Raw genomic sequence first — 17,978 nt, 5'->3', positions numbered from 1 at the left:
TGGTCACGGCACCCCCCCATTTGTCATCCCTAGTTCATTTAAGCGGCTACTTTGCGCTCGCGAGGGCATCTGGGAGAAAAGCAGGGAACTCGTTGTTGGCGTGGCAGAGTGTCGCCATCGACGCACAAGTTCCTCGCTGAACACGTCCGAGATTCCTGGAACTTGTACGCCTTCGCGTGCGGGGCCGAGAAGCGGCCGGTGCCACAGGAGCGGCGCAACGGCTGGCCCGCCGGGGAGCTGTACACGGGCCAGTACCACCAGTCCCTGCGCCGGGCGGCCGACGCCCTGACCGACCAGTCGCTCATATTCGTCGCGTCCGCCCTCCATGGGCTCGTACCGCTCGATCGCCCGTTGCACCCGTACGACGTGACCCTGGGGGACGAGAAGGCGATCACCGTGGAGAGGATGAGCGGCCACGCTGCGGGGCTCGGCCTGTTCGACGCGGACGTCATTTTTCTCGGCGGACGCGACTACGCCGCGATGCTCGCCCCCTCAGTGCCTCATCTCCTGGCCCCGCTCGCCGGTGGAATGGGCGAACACCGAGGGCAGTGCAGGCAGGCCAGACAGGACTCGGCTCTTCGCGAGGCGTGGTGGAAACAAGCCTCGGCTCTCCACGATAAGCGCCTCGCCTGCTGACCTCGCGCCCGGGGGCCGCCCGGGTCGTAGGAAGCAGGCGGCCCCCTGTCGCGCACCAACTTGCCTTTCAGATTGCCCAGTTGGGCCAAGAGAACGTAGGAATGCCATGCCCTCGCACTTCGGAGCGCCCATCGACCTTTCCGACCTGCCGCACTTTCAGCAGGTAGACCTGCGCCCGCGTCGACCGGTGTTTGTCGGCCGCGTCTCCACCAAGGACAACCAGAACCCGGCCTCGTCCATCCCGCGGCAAGTGGTCCTCGCCTCCGACCGCCTGGAGTCCGGCGAGGAGTTCGTCGCCTACTTCTGGGACGTCGAGTCCGGGATGCTTCCTCCGGAGCTACGAGGGCTCGGGCCCCAGGAGATGTACGACGCCCTCGCCGTTCCGACCCCCCGCAACGGCGGACTGCAGGACCTGGTGGACCGGGCCGAGCAACTGGGCGTCACCCACGTCCTTGCCGAGCGCTCCGACCGCGTGGCCCGCGCCATGCTGACCAGCCTCACTGTGGAACACGAGCTGGAGAGGGTCGGGGTCGAGGTGGTGTACGCCAACGAACCGGTCGGCGGCACCGAGTCGGGAAGGCTGCGCACGCGGCGATACAGCCAGGTCGACGCGGAGATCTACCGGACGACGATGATCGAGATGTCGATGGGCGGGCAGGTCCAGCACGCCATCAACGGCTGGAACCACGGCTACCCGCCCTACCCCTACACTGCGGTGATCGACCCGGACGCTCCGGTACGCGAGAAGGGACGGTTCGGTGCGGAGCGGCCGAAGCGGAGACTCGTTCCCCACCCCGACTCCCGCAGGTTCGACGCCGCCCGGGAGCTGTGCCGGCTGCGCCGGGAGGAGCACCTGAAGGCCGCGGACATCATCACGGTCCTGTCTGCGGAGCCCGACCGGTATCCGATCGACGGGCGGTGGACGCACAGCCTCATCGAGGGGCTGATCGCCAACCCCAAGCTGACCGGATACCAGGTCTACAACCGGAAGGCGTCCCGGACCGGCCGAGACGGGTTCTCCAGACGCAACCCGGTCTCGAAGTGGGTGTGGTCGCCGAAGATCGTGCACAAGCCGGTGATCACCTTGGAGGAGTGGAAGCAGGCCCAGCAGGTCACCGCCGGACTGCGCGCCGGCGCCGAGGGCGGAGCGCTGCTGCGGATCCGCGCGGCGGCCGGCCGGCTGGGGCTCACCGTCACGACGGTCCGCAGCAGCGCATCGCACACCCTGTACCGGATCGGCAACCGGCAGATGGTTCTGCCCACTCCCGTCCCGGACACGATCGTCCAGCAGGTCATCGACGACAAGGAGAACGCGGCGTGAGCGAGGTCATCGAAGGCAAGGCCACCCGACGCGGTCGGACCTGGGTGGTGCACATCCCGGAGCACGAGGTCTACGGACACGGGCGGACGCTCAGGGCGGCGGGCGAGAACACCGCAGCCGGACTCCGACTTGTCGGGGTGACGGCGGAGGTCGCGATCACCCCGGTGACGCCGGAGTTGGAGAGGCTGCGATCCGATGAAGACGCCTACGAGGCGGCCTTGAGCGAGACGGTCGCCGCCCTGGCCCTGCGGCGGACAACGTTGCGTGACATCTCCGTGGCCGTGCGGGTGCCAACCACGCGGGTGAAGCTGCTCCTCGCTGCGGGCGGGACCCCTCCCACGACCGCTCGCGACAACGAGCAGGACCCGCAGTCGAGTGAGCGTGCCGGACCCACGCGGCGCGACACCTGATCTTCGCCGTCTACGACAGCAGGGCCCCGGAGCACAGCGTGCTCCGGGGCCCTGCTGTCGTAGACGGCCCTGCCTCCCGAAGACGGGAGGCAGGGCCCACGAGCCGTACCACTGACGGAAAACACATAGTTCCGCGCCGACCGCCGGCTTGGAGGAGCGTGCGATCACGGGCTGGAGGCGGCGGCCCTGCGCTTCTCGTCCTCGATATCGAGGCTCCGCATCAGGAAGCTGGCGATCACCAGCATCTCCTCGGCCTCGTCGCGGGCGTCCTTCTCATCCGGCCCGTGCATACGAGGGTTACGTAGCGCGAGCATGGCGCCCTTGAACAGGAACTGCATGCCGGTCTGCTCGCTCTCCAGCGAGGTTCCGGCGGACCGGGTCACGGTGATCTTCGGCGTCGGCTTGCCCAGCGCGATGCCCATCAGCTTCTCACCGACCTCACGGACACCCACGAGGGTCTGCACACGGTGCTCCACTGCCTGGAACGCGCTCCTCACCGCGTCATAGTGGAATCCGCTGCTGAACCGCTCTGCCGCCACCTCCGCGATGAGCGGATGCAGGACGCAGGTGACGGACATCGTCTCCGGCGACTCCGCGACGGGAATCGGGGCAGCCGAAGGTGGTGTCGGATTGGGGGCGACGATGAATTCCGGCAGGCGATTTGAGAAGGGTCGAGTTTCGGTCTCTGCCCGCGCGGGCCCTACCATTTCCTCCCGGACCTGCCAATAGTCCTCCAGCCGCTGCGCGTTGGCGAACGGCCGAATGCTGCGGTCGTACCCCAGTGACCAGTTCAGCTCCTCCCCGTTGGAGCCGCCACCGCGGAAGCACGGCTCGTGCACCCCGAGTGCGGCTGCGGTGAACATGACTTCCTTGGTCAACAGCTTCGGGTCGGTCCCCGGCTCGCTCTCCAGGTCCGTGGGCCTCAGCATCGGCTGCTGACCGGGCTCCTCGGGCTGGAAGTGGGGCTCGATGGTGGCCGCCGTTCGTACCATGCTGAGAAAAACGCGGAGGACGGGCCCGGACCCGGTGCAGTTCGCGGCGCCGGCAACGGTCAGCGACAGTTCCTGAGTACCCTGCGGTACGCGCGAGATATCTGGGTCAAGTCCCCGCAGCAGCGCAGGGCACAGTTGTCGTACGGCTTCCTCGTACTTCAGACCCTTCGCGTAGAGCTTCCGGTCGACGGCGTCGAAACTCGGCCAGCGATGGCGCTCGGCGAAGTGCGCCCAGATCATGTCAAGGAGGACGTGGCCATCTTCCCCCGTAGGGCGCGGCATTCCTTCCGGCGCGATGCTCCGAGCGATCAACGTGCTGCCCCCAGCGTCCGAGCCTGAGTAATGTCGGCAGGCTACTACCGGAACAGCTCTGCACATCAGCCACTTAGACGATGTCTCAGTTGGCGTTGGCTCGTTCCCCTTGCATGGGGATAGTTGCACGGCTCGTACCGGATGGGTTATGGGAGATCTTCCTGGACGTGGCGCCGGAACCACCGGCTCGCGCACAAGGTGGGGGCCGTCGGCGGTGCGACGACCGTGCGGTGCTCGCTGCAGTCATCTTCGTGGCCACGTCGGGCTGTACCTGGCGGCAGTTGCCGCCCGTCTTCGGTGCGTCCTGGCAGACGGTGCACCGCCGCTTCACCTACTGGTCCAAAGCCCGGGTATGGGCCAAACTGCACCGCGTCGTGCTTGACCGGCTCGGCGCGAACGGCGAGTTGGACTGGTCCCGGTGCGCAATCGATTCGGTCAGTGTCCGGGCGGTCAAAGGGGGCCCTTGACCGGACCGAATCCGACCGATCGCGGCAAACTCGGATCGAAGATCCACGTCATCTCTGACCGCAACGGCCTGCCGATCTCAGTGGGCATCTCCGGCGCCAACCTGCACGACAGCCGGGCCCTCATCCCGCTCATGCGAGGCATCCCACCCATCCGCTCCCGCTACGGGCCCAGACGACGCCGACCGGCCAAGCTCCACGCGGACAAGGGCTACGACTTCGACCACCTGCGCAACTGGTTGCGGCGACGACAGATCGTCCCGCGCATCGCCCGCCGCGGCATCGAGTCATCCGGCCGCCTGGGCCGGCACCGCTGGGTGATCGAACGCACCATGTCGTGGCTCAACGGCTGCCGCCGCCTGCATCGCCGCTACGAACGCACCGCTGACCACTTCCTCGCCTTCGTCGGCATCGCCTGCGCCCTCATCTGCTACCGCAGAGCAGTGCAGGTCTAGGACTTGGCCCAATAGATCATGCGCTCGTGCGGTCTCATGACGGCCGCCTCCGGAGCACCCACCACAACGCGCCCTTCCATCAGCGGGCCGCCTGGTTGGAGATAGGCGTCCAGGTCGGCGATCGCATCGGCGATGTCTTCGTCGATCTCGGTGGTATGGCGATGCACCCAGAAAGAGAGCAGCACTCTGTCCTCCTCGACCCCAACCGCTACCGCGACCACGTCGGAGGAGATCAGCCCCAGCAGGGCCTGCACCGCCGTGAGGGCAATGTCGTTAACACGCTCAAGCTTCGGATCTGCCATGCCGGTGCATCTTGCCTGGGAAGCGAGCAATCACGCCAACTGAGACATCGTCTTATTCGGGGCGTCGACGCTGCCGTGCACCCACTCCGGCCACGCAGGGCACCGCTGTTCTGAGCGCACTTCCAGTCCCGCACCGCCTGGCGCAGCTCGTTCGAGGTAGCCGGCCTAAGGACTTGGCGGGATGAGGTGTTGGGCGAGCTGTTCGATGTAGTGACGGACGTGCGGCGGCATCGGCTCTGGAAGAGCGTTGAGCGGGAACAGGCGCAGGTCCTGGCCTTCGCCGAGGACCAGCTCGTGCTCGGCCCCGTCCCAGAGCGTGACGAACACGTGGGGTGGGGTCTTGCCCTTCTCGTACGCCGTAACCACGACCTCCTCGATCACGTCGGGGACGATGTGGGTCTCCTCCCGCAGTTCGCGCAGGATCGTCTCGCGCGGAGTCTCTCCGGCCTCAGCTCCGCCGCCGGGCATCGACCAGTGCCCAGGCCATGCGATGCCGGGCTCGTCATCCCGAAGCTGGAGCAGTGATGACGCTCTCTGAAAGCGGCCACCCGGTGCTCTGAGGTGGACCAAACCTGCTCTATTGATCTCCCCACCCTTCGTGTGACCTTGGCGGGTCTCTTCGCGTGATGTTGATCGGCGTGTCGCACTGTCGGCTGTGTGTTGTGGAGAGCCTGCGTGAGCTTCGAGTTCGGCCTGGTCGGGGGCCTGGATGCTCACGCGGGAGGAAGACGTGGACGCTCATGCACTGCGTCGTCAGGGTTGGACGATCTCGGCGATCGCGCGGCATCTGGGCCGGGACCGCAAGACCATCCGCGCCTATCTGAACGGCGAGCACGTCCCGGGGCAGCGCCGTCAGAGTCCAGACGCCTTCATGCCGTTCTTGGAGTACTGCCGGCAGCGGCTGGCAGACGATCCTCATCTGTGGGCCTCGACCTTGTTCGACGAGGTCAAGGGCCTGGGTTATGAAGGCGGGTACTCGACGTTCACCCGTGCGCTTCGCCGCTATCAGGTCCGCCCCCACTGCGAGCCGTGTCATGCCGCGACCGGCCGGAACGTCGCGGTGATCGCGCATCCTCCGGGTGAGGAGATCCAGTTCGACTGGCTGGAGCTGCCCGACCCGCCGGAAGGCTGGGGAGTGGGCGAGCACGCTCACCTGCTGGTCGGGGCGCTCGCGCATTCGGGCAGGTGGCGGGCGGTGCTGGCGGAGTCCGAGGACTTCCCGCACCTGGTCCAGGCCCTCGATCAGGTGGTCCGCAGGCTCGGCGGGACGGCCAGACGGTGGCGGTTCGACCGGATGGCGACGGTCTGCTACCCCTCCAGCGGGCAGGTCACCGCCGCCTTCGCCGCGGTCGCGAAGTACTACGGCGTCGGCGTGGACATCTGCCCGCCGCGTCGCGGCAACCGCAAGGGCGTCGTGGAGAAGGCCAACCACTCGGCCGCTCAGCGCTGGTGGCGCACGGTCCCCGACGCGCTGAGTGTTCTTCAGGCCCAGTCCGGCATCGACAAACTCGCCGTCCGGATGGACGACCGCCGCCGGAGCCTGGACGGACTCAAGGTCACCGTCGGTGAACTCGCGGCAGCGGAACCGCTGTTGGACATCCCCGTCCGGCCGTTCCCGGCCGAGCTGGAGGTCGAGCGGACGGTCAGCCCCCAGTGCCTGGTGTCCTTCGACGGCAATCTGTACTCCGTCCCGCCGGGACTGGCCGGTGCCCAGGTCAGGGTCCGGCACCGGCTCGGCGAGGACTATCTCGACATCGCCACCACCGGACGGGCTGTGATCGCCCGCCACCGGCGGGCGCCTCGCGGCGCCGGCCAGACGGTGCGGGACGCCGGGCACGTCATCGCGCTGGAACGCGAGGTGCTGGCGGCCTTCTCGGACCGGGCCCCGTGCAAGAACAAGGTCCGCCGCCCGCCGTCCGAGGCCGCGCTCGCCGAGGCCGAGCGGCTGCGCGGACAGCACGCAGCCGGTGATCCGGCCGAACGGGTCGTGATCGACCTGTCCCACTATGCCGCCGTGGCCGACCGGCTGCGGTCTGTTCCCTCACCGAAGGAGGAGAACACGGAGTGAGTACGTCGCCGATGCAGATGAGCGAAGCACGACGCTTCCAGCAGCTGCGGGGTCACCTGTCCTACCTCAAACTCAACGATGCCGCCGAGGCACTCAACCGGGTCCTGGACCAGGCCCGCGCCGAACGGATGTCGCTGACGGCCGCGCTGGAGAGGCTGCTGGAGATCGAGGTCGAGGCGACCGAGGCCCGTCGGCTCGCGGCCCGGCTGCGGTTCGCCTGTCTGCCCGAACCCTGGACGTTGAACGACTTCGACTTCGCCGCCCAGCCGGGCGTCGACGAGAAACTCATCCGCGACCTGGCCACCTTGCGGTTCCTCGACGACGCCTCCAACGTGCTGTTCGTCGGGCCGCCCGGGGTCGGCAAGACCATGCTGTCCGTCGCGCTCGGCCGGGCCGCGGTCGACGCCGGGCACCGCGTCTACTTCACCACCGCCGCTGAGCTCGCGGCCAAGTGTCACAAGGCTGCCCTCGAAGGCCGCTGGAAGACCTGCATGCGGTTCTTCGCAGGTCCGAAGCTTTTGATCATCGACGAGCTCGGCTATCTCCCGCTGCCCGAGGACGGGGCCTCGGCCCTGTTCCAGGTGATCAACCAGAGGTATCTGAAGTCGAGCACGATCCTGACCACCAATGTCGGTATCGCCGACTGGGCCGGCGCCTTCGGCGACGCCACCGTCGCCGCGGCGATGCTCGACCGGCTCCTGCACCGGGCCGCGGTCGCCGGCATCGACGGACCCTCCTACCCAGCTGGCTCCACTGCTCGTCCCCGAGGCGGGGTGCGGGGATTTCCTGGACCTGCACGTCGATGAGCGTGCTGCCCGCCAATACCTCGTAGTTCGGGCAGGACCCCATCGCGTCGAAGATCCGGTCCGTGCCGGTGGACAGCTTCGCAGCGGTGTCGCTGTACAGCTCCTCGACGACCTCCGAGTTGCTGCTGCCGGCGTAGACGAAGGCGGCCTTCGCGCGGTGGGGGAAGTCGAGCGATCCTCCGGTGACCGCGTCGCCGCCCAGGTCGCTGAGGGTGGGGCAGCCCAGGACGGTCACGTCGTCGTGCTGGGCGGAGGCGCTCTCCGGCTTGGGGGTGTAGCCGCTGCCGAGGTCCTGCTCGCTCAGCAGGCGTGCGGCCAGCGCGGCCGACGACAGCGGGGTGTCGGTCGCCGCGCTGTTGTCCGCCGGTGTCCCGGTGCGGGCGGAGGACGGGGCGCTGGGCTTCGGCTCACCGGTGTCGGTGGAGCAGGCGTACAGGCCGAGGGCGGTGGTGGTGACGCGAACGCGCATGCGGAACTGACCCCTTGGTGCTGGGCGACGGGTGGTCAGTACGGGCCCGCGGGCCCGGTGGGGGTCGTAGGGGTGGGGGTCAGTGCCCGAGGTGGCGCAGGCAGTCCTCGAACGTGGCGTGCGTCGCGTCCGCCGGCGCGGCGTGCCGGTTGTACCAGGCGGTGTCGAGGCGCGTCTCGTGCTGCTGGTGGCCGGCCCGGCAGCGCAGCCAGATCTCGTCGCGGGTCGAGAGGACGAGCCAGTCCCGGTAGGCCCCGCAGGTCGCGCACACGGCCATCTCGCCGTCGATGACGAGCGGCTGGAGCCACGGCATCATCCGCCCGTCCAGCTGATCGTGGCTCGCCACCCGCAGATCGGGGGGAAGGAAGTCGTCCACCACCGCGGCCGTCTCCTCCGCTGCGGTCGCGGCCCGGAGCCGTTCCGCCTCGGGCGGCACCCAGCTCTCCAGCCCCGCCCACATCCGCTCACGGACGCGGCGCATCTCTTCGGTGTCCGCTCCGCGACGGCGGCGTATCCGCTCAAACAATCCGGTGTTCTCCTTCGTCTCGTCCAGCACCGTCATGATCGTGCCCCACCTCCCGGCCTGCTTCAATTCACAAATCCCACAGTCACCTCCGACCGCGCCGGGACCCGGACCTCCCTGATGCCTGCCGCCCCGTACGGCGGGCGGACCCCTCCGCCTGGGTGACGCCGCTGCCCATGGTGCTGGTGTCGGCGGGCAGGCCCGCGGCCCGGCGCAGGCGCCAGACCAAGACGTCGCTGACGGACTCGGCCGTGCCCAGTTCCCGCCGTCCGGCGGCGTCGGCCAGGAGGGTGGCGGGATCGTGGCCGGCGGTCTCGGCGTCGGTGAGGGTGGCGGCGAGCGCGTACCAGCCGGGCTCGGCGAGGATCTGCTCCGCCAGAAGGGGCAGTGCCTCGCGCAGGACCGCCGTCTGCCGCTGGAGGAGGGGTCGCCCGAGGTGCCGGCCGCGCTGGTAGAGGGCTCCGAGCGGCTGGGCGGCGGCCAACTGGTAGGCGGCGCGCAGATGTTCAGCGGCCCGGTGGGCGGCGGCGGCCTGCTGGGCATGCCCCTTCTTCGCGTGCCAGTGCGCGGCGGCGGTGATGACGAAGAACAGCATGTCGATCGCCATCGCGGTCGTGGCCCCGTCCTCGCCCCGGCCGAGGGCGGGGCCGCTGCGGACAAGGTCGCGGGCGGCCTCGCGCAGTGCCCGGTCGTGCCCGCGCTCGGCCTGGACGTGGGAACGGGAGGCCCGCTCGAAGATGAAGGCGGCCTCGCGCAGTTCGGCTCGGGTGTGGGCGGCGGACGTCTTGGCCAGGGCGTCCAGGACCTCGCCGGCGGAGGCGATGTGGGCGGCGGCGACCGCGTCGTCGCCGTACTCGATGACGAGCACGGCCTGCCACGCCGCGGAGGCCGTACGACGGCGGGCCGCAGACGGTCCGCCCGGCATCGTACGGTCCTTCGGACCGGCGGGTACGGCGTCCTGGTCGTGGCGGTCGGCGGACCAGCGTTCCCGAATCCGGGGCCAGGACAGGTCCGGTGCGAGGCGCGCGCCGGGGTAGTAGACGGGCTCGCCGTCCTTGTTGCGGTCGTCGGGCAGCGCGACCTTGTAGCCGAGCAGGTCCCCGGAGGGCGCGGACCGCTTGCGGATCAGCAGGCCGGCGGCGGCCAGCCGGTCGAAGAACTCCTCCTCGCCCGTCGCGCCGGCCACCGCGCGCCGTACGCTCTCGCGCAGTTCTTCTCGCGCGGTGCGCTCGCGGCCCTGGCGCTCGGCCTTGTGGCGTTCGGCGCTGGTGGGCCGCTGGGCGGCGGTGCCGTCGCCGGGCGCGACCTGGTGGAGGCCGAGTTCCTTCTCGATGAGGCGGCACTCGGCCTGGGCGCGTTTGCCGGAGCGGAAGTCGTCGGGGCGGGAGCCGTCCTCGCAGACCAGGGTGGCGACGATGTGGATGTGGTCATCCGCGTGGCGTACGGCGGCCCAGCGGCAGCCGGGCTGCCCGCCGCCCGGGTCGATGCCCGTGGCGGCGACGACCCGCCGGGCGATCTCACCCCATTCCTCGTCGGACAGGATCCGGTCGTCCGTCGTCGCGCGGACGGAGGTGTGCCAGACGTGCTTGGCCGGGCGGGCGTGCTTGGGCAGGGCCATCACGGGCTGGTCCAGGAGCTGCTGGAGGTCTTCGAGGGTGGCGTTCGAGCGGCCGGGGTCGGGGGCCATGCCGTCGAAGGAGGCGACGAGGTGGGGGTCGGTGTGGTCCTCGTACTTGCCGGTGTCGTAGAGGTATTTGAGGAGACCGAAGGTCTTCGATCCGGCGTTGTTGACGCTGGGGATCACGCGGCACGCAGCTCGATCAGGCGGGCGGAGGCGTCGCGGACACTCTCGGCCGCGAGGTGGACCGCTGCGATCGCCGCTTCCAACTGAGGTGCCTCGGCACCGGAGTTGAGGGCCTTCACGGCCTGGTTGAGGTTGCTGCCGGCCCAGCCGAGCTTGCGACGGCTGTCGAACAGCGCGGTGATCACTTCGCGTTCGTCGGCGATCTCGGCGCTCGTACGGTCGAGGTCACGGGCTGCGGCGAGCGCGGCGCGGGCGAGGAACCCGGCGACGGACAGGTTGCACCGGGCGGCGGCGGACTTGATCAGCGCGAACTCTTCGTCGTTGAAACGGGTATTGGGCTGGTGCAGGCGCTTCGTGGCGCGCGGCTGACGCGGACGCTGACGAGCGCGGGCAGCGCGCTCACGGCGGTCGCGACGTGCGGTCGGCTTCTCCTCCCGTCCCGGCTTCGATCCGCCCTCGGTCGAAGCCTGATGGACCTGCGCCCCCCGGTGCAGGTCCTCCCCGTTCCCCTCGGGGGCGGGGTTGGCGGAAGCTACGCTTCCGCCCCAACTTGCTCCTCCTGAGACCGAGTTGGAGTCGGGAGCAGGTTCCATGGTGGTGCCGTTCTGGGCGGGGTTCGTCATCGGGATTCGGGCCTCGTGGAGCGGGTGCGGTGCTGGATGGTCGCGGTCAGCGCGAGGAGATCGGCCGGTCCCGCGAGGACGCGGACGGGCCCGTCGGGGTATTCCTGGACGAGCCACTGGCTGGTGGGCGTGAGTACGGCGGCGTGCAGAAGTCGCCGGCGGACCAAAACGTCCGCCCAGGCGCCTGCCTCGGCGACGGTGGGCTCGGATGAACGAGGGGGAGGCGGAATCACGGTGTATCTCCGTAAGCGGGGGTGGTGGCCCGGCACGAGGCCGGGCCACGCTTTGCGGATAGGCGCTTTGAACTGGGGTTTTGCCGGGTCAGCCGCACTCGGGGCAGCGCCCGACGTGGCTGGAGAGTGCCCGGGCCATCCGCTTCTTCGTCGAGACAGCCTGCGTTGCGCTGGACTTCGCCGACGGCCTGCCCTCGTGCCGCTGGGCGTGGGCGAGCAGGAAGCCGATCTCCCGCTCGTAACCCGCGCGGACGGTGTCGAATTGGTGGCAGGTCTTCATCACGGCTTCCTCGTCGTGCGGGGCAGATGCGCAAGCTTCGGGTCTGCGTAGAGCTGAGCCTGGAGCTTGCGGAAGCCCTCGTTGCTGATGGTGATGTTGTTGCGCCGCAGGTGGGGTCGTATGACCCGGCGGGTCATACGACCCGATTCGAGGGCGGCTTGGCGGGCGACCTCGACCTTCGTCTCCCACGGGACGTCGTCGCTCTGGTCTGCAGACTTGGCCCGCGGCGCGTGCTGGGTTCCGCGGTCCGTGGTCCGCGCCCCTCGCGGTCCGCCCGGTGACCTGTCCTCGGTGCGGTCCGCCGGACGGTCCGCAGGCTGGTCCGTGTGGTGCGGGGCGTCGTGGTCCGCCGTGGCGGACTCGGTGGATCGGTCCGTGGTCCGAGCGTGCTCGTGGTCCGGCATCTCGTTTGCCGGGGCGCCGTGTTCCGCACCAGCCGGACCAAGATCATGGGTCGGTCCGCGCCCCTGGTCCGCTCGGTCGTGCTCCGCCGGACCATGGGAGTCCTGGGCGCCCCGACCTGTGGTCTTGCCGGTCCGCCCGCCGCTTTCGGCGCCCTGTGGACCACCGCTGGTCTGCTGGTCCGCAGCAGCCGTGTTGTGGCCCGCAGCCTGGTCCGGGGCTTGTCCGTTGGTCCGTTGGTCCGTGGCCGGGGCATCGTGGTCCGCCAGGACGGTCTCGGTGGCCTGGTCCGTGGTTCGCAGGTGGCCCTGGCTCGTCGCGCCGCGGTGGTCCGGGCTCTCTGGACCCGCTGGCGATGCTGGTCCGTGCCTGCGGCCCGAAGGGTCTCCCGGACGGTCCGCTGGGCCGGTCCGCTCCGGTGGACGGGTGGCAGCGGGAGCGTGGTCCGTGGCCCACTGCATGGACGTCGCCTCCGTCTGGTCCGCCGTGTATCCGGCACCCGGGTGGTGGCGGGTGATGAGGATGTAGAGGTGGACCGCGCCGGCCAGGGCGAGAGGGGCCAGGGTGGAGAGGATGGCGACGACCGTGTCGCCCAGGCGCAGACCGGAGTGCGTGGTCTGCTGGTTGAGGCGGACCGCATGAAGGGCGTTGGCCCAGATGCTCGCGGCGGTGGCGGTACCGAAGAGCACCCAGACGTAGAGCCGGGCCCGCAGCGGGGCCTGGGAGAGGACCAGCAGGGCGCGTACCCCGTAGGCGATGAAGCCGTCGATCACGAGGGGGAAGAGGTAGGTGAGCAGTCCGCGGATGTGGATGGCGACGGCCATCTGCTGCAGGGCGTCGTAGCTGAGGGCGCATCCGGCGAGGCCGAGGACCACGATGGCGAGGCGGTCCCAGAGCCCGACGGGAGTGACGGCGGGGGGTGCAGCGGTGGGGGTCATGCGGCCTTTCCGAGAGGGGCGGGCGCCGGAGTCGACGTTGCCGGGGTTGCGGGCTGCTGTGTGCCGGGCCTGGCGGGCGGGGGGCTGTCGGTGGTCGGGGAGGTCTTCTTGCGCTTTTTCTTGGGGCGGGGGACGCCGTAGGAGCGGTCGCGGTCGAAGACCTTGTTGGCGGCCTGCCGCAGCAGGTCGCGGGCGTGCTTGTGGCTGATCTGCAGGGCGGCGGCGAGCTGGTAGGGCCGCCAGCCCCTTACGTAGGCGTGGTCGATGACGACCTGTCGCTCGGCCTCGGTCAGGTGCACGTCGCGTCCCTGGAAGAAGGCGATCACGCGCCGGTAGTCGAGGCGCTGGTGCAGGTTGTCGTGCAGCGGGCGCCGCTCGGCTTCGGTGAGGCCGCCCCAGATGCCCTCCTTGAGGACGTTCTCCAGGGCGAAGTCGAGGCAGGAGCGGCGTACGGGGCACCAGCCGCACAGCTCCTTGGCCTCGGCGATCTCTTCGTGGTCCCGGGGGCCGGGGAAGAACACCGCGTCGGCGTCCTCGACGTCCATGCCGTAGCACGCTCCGCGGGTGTGCCAGCTGGTGTCTCCGATGCCGCGCAGGCCGGTGGTCGGCGCGTCGTGGGTGGTGATGTGGCGCAAGGCGGGTCTCCGATGGGCGGCCGGGCTGGCCTGCCGGGGCGGGGTCGGCGGGCGCGGCGTCGGCAGCGGCGCGCGGGCGTGCGCCGCAGCCGGTGCGGGACGGTGATGTCGGGCGGCGTGCACGGGGCTGGTGCACGTGCAGGGTGTGCCGGTCAGGCGAGGGCGGGCTGCCGGGCCTGCTCGGTGCGCGGGGCCTGGACGGCGGCGAGGTCGAGTCGGCCGGGGTGCGGGGTGGTGCGCGGGGCGGTTGCGTGTACCCCGTCGTCGGGGCCGATCCGGCGGCGGCGACAGGGCTCGCCGGGCTGGGCCTTGCACCACTCGCAGCGCACGCTCAGGGCGTCGGGCTGCCCCTGGGCAATGGCCGCCTCGCGCGCTGCCCGGGCGGGCCGGTAGGGCGCGAGGGCGGCTCGGGCAGCGGGCGGGATGCAGGAGCCGACCCGCTCCAGCATTGCCTCCCGCCTCGGGTCGTCGTCGCGACCGCTGGTGATCGCCCGTGCCTGGGCGGGCTCCGCGATGCCGGTGGCGACGGCGCGGCGCATGCCGGCCAGCTCGGCGATCCAGGCTGCCTGGTCGTCCGGATCGGCGGACGGTGTCGGGTCGGAGTGCCGGGCCAGGCGGTCGCGCCGGTAGCTCTCCCAGGGCCGGACCACGTCCGCGGGCAGGATCTGGTACGGCGAGGAGCGGATGTGCTGGCGGGCGGCGATGCGAGCATCCCAGCCGTGCGGGGTGGCCATCGGCACGTCGCCGAGCAGCTCGTGCCACTGGGCGATCTGGTCGCGGGCTTCACCCTGGTCGGTGCGGATGGTGCGGGGGTCGAGTCGGCCGATGATGGCCAGCAGGGCGGCGGTTTCGCGGCGTTCCACGGTCAGCCCTCCGTTCCGGTCGGCTCGTCGAGGGCGGCGAGCAGGGCAGCGGTGTGGGCCTCGGCCAGCGTCATACCGCTCGGCGCGGTGGGGCTTTTGTGGGGCCCTGCGGAGCGGGTCGGGCGGTGGGGGGCGTGCTCCCGGGCGATCCAGGAGCGCCAGTCGGCAGCCCAGGCTTCCGCCGGCCTGGGCTTGAAGTCGGCGCGGTGGGCGCGCCACTTCGCGTCGGCGGCCTTGAGGCCCTGCTCGCCGAGGCGGTCGAGGTGTCCCTGCTGGCGGGCCCAGGTGTGGGTGGCGGGGTCGACCTGCCATTCGGCAGCCGAGGTGACCGCAGCACCACCACTGCTGTACCTCCGGTTCAAATCAGGTTCACTACGGTTCTGTGTGCCGGTGGCCGGTACATCGCTGTGCCGGTTACCGGTACGCCGGTGTGCCGGTTTCCGTCGCGACCTACCGGTTTCCGGTACTGCCGATTTCCGGACCCTCGCGGGGGATTCCGGCACCTCACGCGGGCGGATTCCGTACGTCCGCAGGGCCGACAGCCGGAGCTTCGCAGGGCCGGCGGGCTCGTCCGACACCGCCGTGTCGCCTGCTTTCTCTCGCCGCTCTCGCCGGGCCTGTGCGACCGCCTCGGCGGCGAGCGGCAGGCGATAGACCGTGCTGCGCTGCGGGCCCATCAGGTCGTCGAGCTGCTCCAGCTCGCCGGACAGGAGCAGGCGTTCGATGGATTCGCGCACCGTGGAGACCGAGGCGCGCGTGCGCTTGGCCAGGCTGGACAGCGAGGCCCAGGAGATGCACTGGTCGTCGGCCACCCGGTCCGCGATCGACAGCAGGACCAGACGTGCGGCCCCTCGGCTGGAGCTGTACTCCCACACCCAGTCGCGGGCTTCGCTGCTCATCGGCCGCTCCCGAGAACCCGGTCGGGCTGGTCCATGACGGCGGACGAATCGCGGCCGCGGGGAGGTTGCAACGATGAGGGAGAGTGGGCGGCTGCTGCGCCGGCCGGGGCCGCGGGCCTTTTGCGCAGGGCAGAGCGCATGCAAGAATCCCTTTCGGAGTTGCCACGCTGAAGTGCCCCGTGCAAGGGATCAGCGTGGTGATGGAGGCACTCTCCGCCCTTGCAGGGGCGGGTTGGGCCGTCTAAGTCGGCGTCCGGGAGTTACCGCTCCCGGGCGCCGTCGCTGTGTTCAGGGGCCTACGAGACCCTTGTCGTGGGAACGCCGCCCCTCCTCATGCTTGATGGGCCGGACTGGGCTGCCCGGGCGACGACGAACATACGCACGGCTTCGCGTCAAGGTCCAGAGTTGGTTCTTAAACGCTGTAGAAGTTGTGTCGGCGGGTGTGGAAATCAGGCAGTCCAACGCCCGTGGTCCTCGGGGGCGAGGACACAGACGATGCCGAATATCAGGCTGCGTTTCCGCCCTCAGCGCGGAACGCCGCGTTGCGGGGATCCTCGGTTTTGTGGTTCTCAGGGGTGAGCGCCGGATGGCGGTGCTCAACGACGGTCTGGTGCTTTCGCGGCAGGGGGTTCTTTTTTGGCGGAACGCCGGGAGGGCCTCACGGTCTCAGTTCTGTGGCGCGCATTTTGCCCCACGACGGAGTATCTTCCCGCGCCCTCTGGGAGTCCACATGGATTTGCAGTGCCTCGTATCCGCGCCGCTCGCGCGGGGCGCGACGTCAAGCGCAGGGAATACGCGAGCATCTTCCCAGACCCGAGGCTGCGGAAAAGTGCTATCGCACCGACGTGCAGGAACTGAGCCCCCACGCCCGTGATCCAATGAGAGGGCTCCTCTCGGTCTTGGGTGACGGAACGCTTCCGCTTCCAGAACTCGCCAGGAGTCCTAGCCTCCGTGTGCGTCGGACTTGTCGGTGGCTGAACTGTATTCACTGCGGATGACAGTCGAACTCCAGTTTGAATCGTCCGTGGTGTTGGTGCTCGTCGAGATTGGCGACGGGCTGCCCCCCAGGCCGAGAACGACTGCCGCGGTGATTCCCAGAACGGCAATCCAGTAGCGATGTGACTGATTCATGCCCACCAACCTCTCCGCTGACCTCTGTCCTATGTGACTGCGAGTGAGGGGGAGTCACCCCTGTGCCCGCACCGCCCCGCACAGTACCCTCAGCCACCTGCGACGTAGCCTGTGCCGCGAGGAACGCGTCCACGGTGGCTGTCACGGAGGGGCTGGGAAACTTGCACTGGGTGACCTAGATCAGGCCATGTGATGGTTGCGTGGGGCAAGCGAGTGACGGGTGCACATGTGCCCAGTGATCAAAAGTTGAAGGTGTGAACGTGATCGAAAAGGACGTAGTGCACCAGTACGGAGCCATCGCCCTCTCGGAGCCGGCTAGAGGGCTCGTACGTCGCGGGCTCGATGGGGGCGAATGGACACCGGATGTCCCAGGTCACGAGGAGTTGCGTGCCCTGGGTCTGGCCGTTCTGGAGCCTCTCACCGGGCAGTACGTCCTGGCGGACCTCCAGGAGGCTCAGCGGAACCTCATCCAGGCTGAGCAGGCAAGTATGTCCCACCACCAGGCCCGTATCACTTCGATTGCCGGCCTGTTTGCCGGGCTCGACCGCATGGCTGCCGAAACCAGCGGGGGAGTAGTCCACTTCGAAGATATTGCCGTGGCGAACGGGGTGATCGCGAAGTACATGGAGACTATGCGAAGCCACATCTATACGGCACACCCGGATGCGCGGCCTGCTGGGCAACTTAAAGCGTCCATAGTCAGAGAAACTCGCCTCCTCCAGCGAGGCTTGAAAATGCGCACAATCTACGCGGATAGAGCAAGGGCGCGGGTACCGGAACGTGAATGGGCCCAAGCCGCGAGCGCGCATGGGGCTGAGGTGAGAACCATGGCTCCAGATTTCGTGAGGATGCTCCTCATTGATGACCGGTGCGCAATTATTTCCGATCAGGACACCGGACCTGTCCAGCCGCCAACTGGATACATCATCACGCATCCGGGGATGGTGCGAATTTGCGCCACGTTCTACAAATTCCTGTGGGATCGAGCGGAGCCGTGGATGGGGGAGCGGGTGCGGCAGCACCATGACACCATCACGACCGCTAGGGGGCGTGAGATTCTTCGAAAAATGGAGGCGGGGCGCACTATCGACCAGATAGCCAGGCTTCTTGGGCTGTCGCGCGGGACGATCAATAAGGAAATCAAAGCGCTGTACGACTCGACCGGGACGAACAGTCACTTTGGCCTGGGGGCCTGGTGGGCGATGTCAGAGGAACGCAGGCTCCCGTAACGAGCCCCACTTCGGTAGCAGGATCCTTGGAAGTCTCACGGTGGGCGGTTCACTCGCTACGCACGGTACATGACGGCTTGTCGGCACCTGTCCGCAGGCCCTTGGCGCAGAAAAGGCATGCCCGCTGGTGAATATGTGGGTGTCGAGTCCGTATGAGCACCGAGCGAGTCCATGCCTGCGAGC

General features: G+C 69.2%; 19 protein-coding genes. 7 read left to right on the top strand and 12 right to left on the bottom strand.

All coding sequences use genetic code 11. The features are described 5' to 3' along the window. Window positions 1-162 precede the first annotated feature (162 nt). From AB0E07_RS27700 to AB0E07_RS27690, 3 genes are all read left to right on the top strand, one after another. Complete coding sequence (locus tag AB0E07_RS27700) at window positions 163-636, top strand: DUF6884 domain-containing protein (protein ID WP_362257761.1); 474 nt, start codon at window positions 163-165, stop codon at window positions 634-636. A gap of 106 nt (window positions 637-742) precedes the next feature. Further along, window positions 743-1,957: a recombinase family protein gene (locus tag AB0E07_RS27695; RefSeq protein ID WP_362257758.1), complete on the top strand. Its 1,215-nt coding sequence runs from the start codon at window positions 743-745 to the stop codon at window positions 1,955-1,957. Next, window positions 1,954-2,367, top strand: a complete 414-nt coding sequence (locus AB0E07_RS27690; RefSeq protein WP_362257755.1) for a hypothetical protein — start codon at window positions 1,954-1,956, stop codon at window positions 2,365-2,367. The genes AB0E07_RS27695 and AB0E07_RS27690 overlap by 4 nt, the downstream gene beginning before the upstream one ends. A gap of 164 nt (window positions 2,368-2,531) precedes the next feature. Here AB0E07_RS27690 and AB0E07_RS27685 read toward each other — a convergent pair whose 3' ends face one another. Continuing rightward, the gene (locus AB0E07_RS27685; RefSeq protein WP_362257752.1) at window positions 2,532-3,599 is read right to left on the bottom strand and encodes a TIGR02391 family protein; all 1,068 of its coding nucleotides are present in this window, start codon (window positions 3,597-3,599) and stop codon (window positions 2,532-2,534) included. A gap of 185 nt (window positions 3,600-3,784) precedes the next feature. Here AB0E07_RS27685 and AB0E07_RS27680 point away from each other — a divergent pair. Further along, window positions 3,785-4,590 (top strand): IS5 family transposase gene (locus tag AB0E07_RS27680; protein ID WP_362257749.1). Its coding sequence is split into 2 segments (ribosomal slippage): window positions 3,785-4,136 and window positions 4,136-4,590, totalling 807 coding nucleotides; the frame shifts between segments, so codons are not numbered across the junction. Here the strand turns inward: AB0E07_RS27680 and AB0E07_RS27675 are convergent. Together AB0E07_RS27675 and AB0E07_RS27670 are read right to left on the bottom strand one after the other, a co-directional pair. Further along, window positions 4,587-4,892 (bottom strand): hypothetical protein, encoded by a 306-nt coding sequence (locus AB0E07_RS27675; protein WP_362257747.1) that lies wholly within the window; start codon window positions 4,890-4,892, stop codon window positions 4,587-4,589. The genes AB0E07_RS27680 and AB0E07_RS27675 overlap by 4 nt on opposite strands. 165 nt (window positions 4,893-5,057) lie before the next feature. Continuing rightward, the gene (locus AB0E07_RS27670) at window positions 5,058-5,609 is read right to left on the bottom strand and encodes an NUDIX domain-containing protein (RefSeq protein ID WP_362257744.1); all 552 of its coding nucleotides are present in this window, start codon (window positions 5,607-5,609) and stop codon (window positions 5,058-5,060) included. 13 nt (window positions 5,610-5,622) lie between these two features. Here AB0E07_RS27670 and AB0E07_RS27665 point away from each other — a divergent pair, with 13 nt between their 5' ends. Further along, window positions 5,623-6,960 (top strand): IS21 family transposase, encoded by a 1,338-nt coding sequence (locus AB0E07_RS27665; RefSeq protein ID WP_362257741.1) that lies wholly within the window; start codon window positions 5,623-5,625, stop codon window positions 6,958-6,960. Further along, window positions 6,957-7,766 carry an IS21-like element helper ATPase IstB gene (gene istB, locus AB0E07_RS27660; RefSeq protein ID WP_362257738.1) on the top strand — a complete coding sequence of 270 codons (810 nt, stop codon included), beginning with the start codon at window positions 6,957-6,959 and terminating at the stop codon, window positions 7,764-7,766. The genes AB0E07_RS27665 and istB overlap by 4 nt, the downstream gene beginning before the upstream one ends. 548 nt (window positions 7,767-8,314) lie before the next feature. Here istB and AB0E07_RS27655 read toward each other — a convergent pair. The 9 genes from AB0E07_RS27655 to AB0E07_RS27615 all read right to left on the bottom strand — a co-directional run bounded on the left by AB0E07_RS27655 (window position 8,315) and on the right by AB0E07_RS27615 (window position 15,435). Then, window positions 8,315-8,797, bottom strand: a complete 483-nt coding sequence (locus tag AB0E07_RS27655; RefSeq protein WP_362257735.1) for a hypothetical protein — start codon at window positions 8,795-8,797, stop codon at window positions 8,315-8,317. A gap of 46 nt (window positions 8,798-8,843) precedes the next feature. Beyond that, window positions 8,844-10,562: a relaxase/mobilization nuclease domain-containing protein gene (locus AB0E07_RS27650; protein ID WP_362257732.1), complete on the bottom strand. Its 1,719-nt coding sequence runs from the start codon at window positions 10,560-10,562 to the stop codon at window positions 8,844-8,846. Beyond that, window positions 10,559-11,185, bottom strand: a complete 627-nt coding sequence (locus tag AB0E07_RS27645; RefSeq protein ID WP_362257729.1) for a hypothetical protein — start codon at window positions 11,183-11,185, stop codon at window positions 10,559-10,561. The genes AB0E07_RS27650 and AB0E07_RS27645 overlap by 4 nt, the downstream gene beginning before the upstream one ends. Continuing rightward, complete coding sequence (locus AB0E07_RS27640; RefSeq protein WP_362257726.1) at window positions 11,182-11,418, bottom strand: hypothetical protein; 237 nt, start codon at window positions 11,416-11,418, stop codon at window positions 11,182-11,184. Before AB0E07_RS27640 ends, AB0E07_RS27645 begins: the two co-directional genes overlap by 4 nt. Window positions 11,419-11,506: 88 nt before the next feature. After that, on the bottom strand, window positions 11,507-11,698 hold the full coding sequence (locus AB0E07_RS27635; protein ID WP_362257723.1) for a hypothetical protein: 192 nt from the start codon (window positions 11,696-11,698) through the stop codon (window positions 11,507-11,509). Next, window positions 11,698-13,038, bottom strand: a complete 1,341-nt coding sequence (locus tag AB0E07_RS27630; RefSeq protein WP_362257720.1) for a DUF2637 domain-containing protein — start codon at window positions 13,036-13,038, stop codon at window positions 11,698-11,700. Before AB0E07_RS27630 ends, AB0E07_RS27635 begins: the two co-directional genes overlap by 1 nt. Next, window positions 13,035-13,673: a WhiB family transcriptional regulator gene (locus tag AB0E07_RS27625; RefSeq protein ID WP_362257717.1), complete on the bottom strand. Its 639-nt coding sequence runs from the start codon at window positions 13,671-13,673 to the stop codon at window positions 13,035-13,037. The genes AB0E07_RS27630 and AB0E07_RS27625 overlap by 4 nt, the downstream gene beginning before the upstream one ends. Window positions 13,674-13,825: 152 nt before the next feature. Continuing rightward, window positions 13,826-14,536, bottom strand: a complete 711-nt coding sequence (locus tag AB0E07_RS27620) for a hypothetical protein (RefSeq protein ID WP_362257714.1) — start codon at window positions 14,534-14,536, stop codon at window positions 13,826-13,828. A gap of 2 nt (window positions 14,537-14,538) precedes the next feature. Continuing rightward, the gene (locus AB0E07_RS27615; RefSeq protein ID WP_362257711.1) at window positions 14,539-15,435 is read right to left on the bottom strand and encodes a helix-turn-helix domain-containing protein; all 897 of its coding nucleotides are present in this window, start codon (window positions 15,433-15,435) and stop codon (window positions 14,539-14,541) included. 1,391 nt (window positions 15,436-16,826) lie between these two features. Here AB0E07_RS27615 and AB0E07_RS27610 point away from each other — a divergent pair. Then, complete coding sequence (locus tag AB0E07_RS27610; protein ID WP_362257708.1) at window positions 16,827-17,795, top strand: hypothetical protein; 969 nt, start codon at window positions 16,827-16,829, stop codon at window positions 17,793-17,795. The last annotated feature ends 183 nt before the right edge of the window (window positions 17,796-17,978 follow it).

Origin of the sequence: Streptomyces sp. NPDC048002 (assembly GCF_040653275.1) — a bacterium.
In the GTDB taxonomy this organism is placed as follows: Bacteria; Actinomycetota; Actinomycetes; order Streptomycetales; family Streptomycetaceae; genus Streptomyces.
The sequence above is the reverse complement of the archived record's forward strand: the minus strand, read 5'-3'. Positions and strand labels throughout refer to the sequence as shown.

Coding starts and splice junctions, on each gene's coding strand:
- AB0E07_RS27695 (WP_362257758.1), top strand. CDS start 743: ATGCCCTCGCACTTCGGAGCGCCCATCGACCTTTCCGACCTGCCGCAC.
- AB0E07_RS27685 (WP_362257752.1), bottom strand. CDS start 3,599: ATGATCTGGGCGCACTTCGCCGAGCGCCATCGCTGGCCGAGTTTCGAC.
- AB0E07_RS27675 (WP_362257747.1), bottom strand. CDS start 4,892: ATGGCAGATCCGAAGCTTGAGCGTGTTAACGACATTGCCCTCACGGCG.
- AB0E07_RS27655 (WP_362257735.1), bottom strand. CDS start 8,797: ATGACGGTGCTGGACGAGACGAAGGAGAACACCGGATTGTTTGAGCGG.
- AB0E07_RS27645 (WP_362257729.1), bottom strand. CDS start 11,185: ATGACGAACCCCGCCCAGAACGGCACCACCATGGAACCTGCTCCCGAC.
- AB0E07_RS27635 (WP_362257723.1), bottom strand. CDS start 11,698: ATGAAGACCTGCCACCAATTCGACACCGTCCGCGCGGGTTACGAGCGG.
- AB0E07_RS27630 (WP_362257720.1), bottom strand. CDS start 13,038: ATGACCCCCACCGCTGCACCCCCCGCCGTCACTCCCGTCGGGCTCTGG.
- AB0E07_RS27615 (WP_362257711.1), bottom strand. CDS start 15,435: ATGAGCAGCGAAGCCCGCGACTGGGTGTGGGAGTACAGCTCCAGCCGA.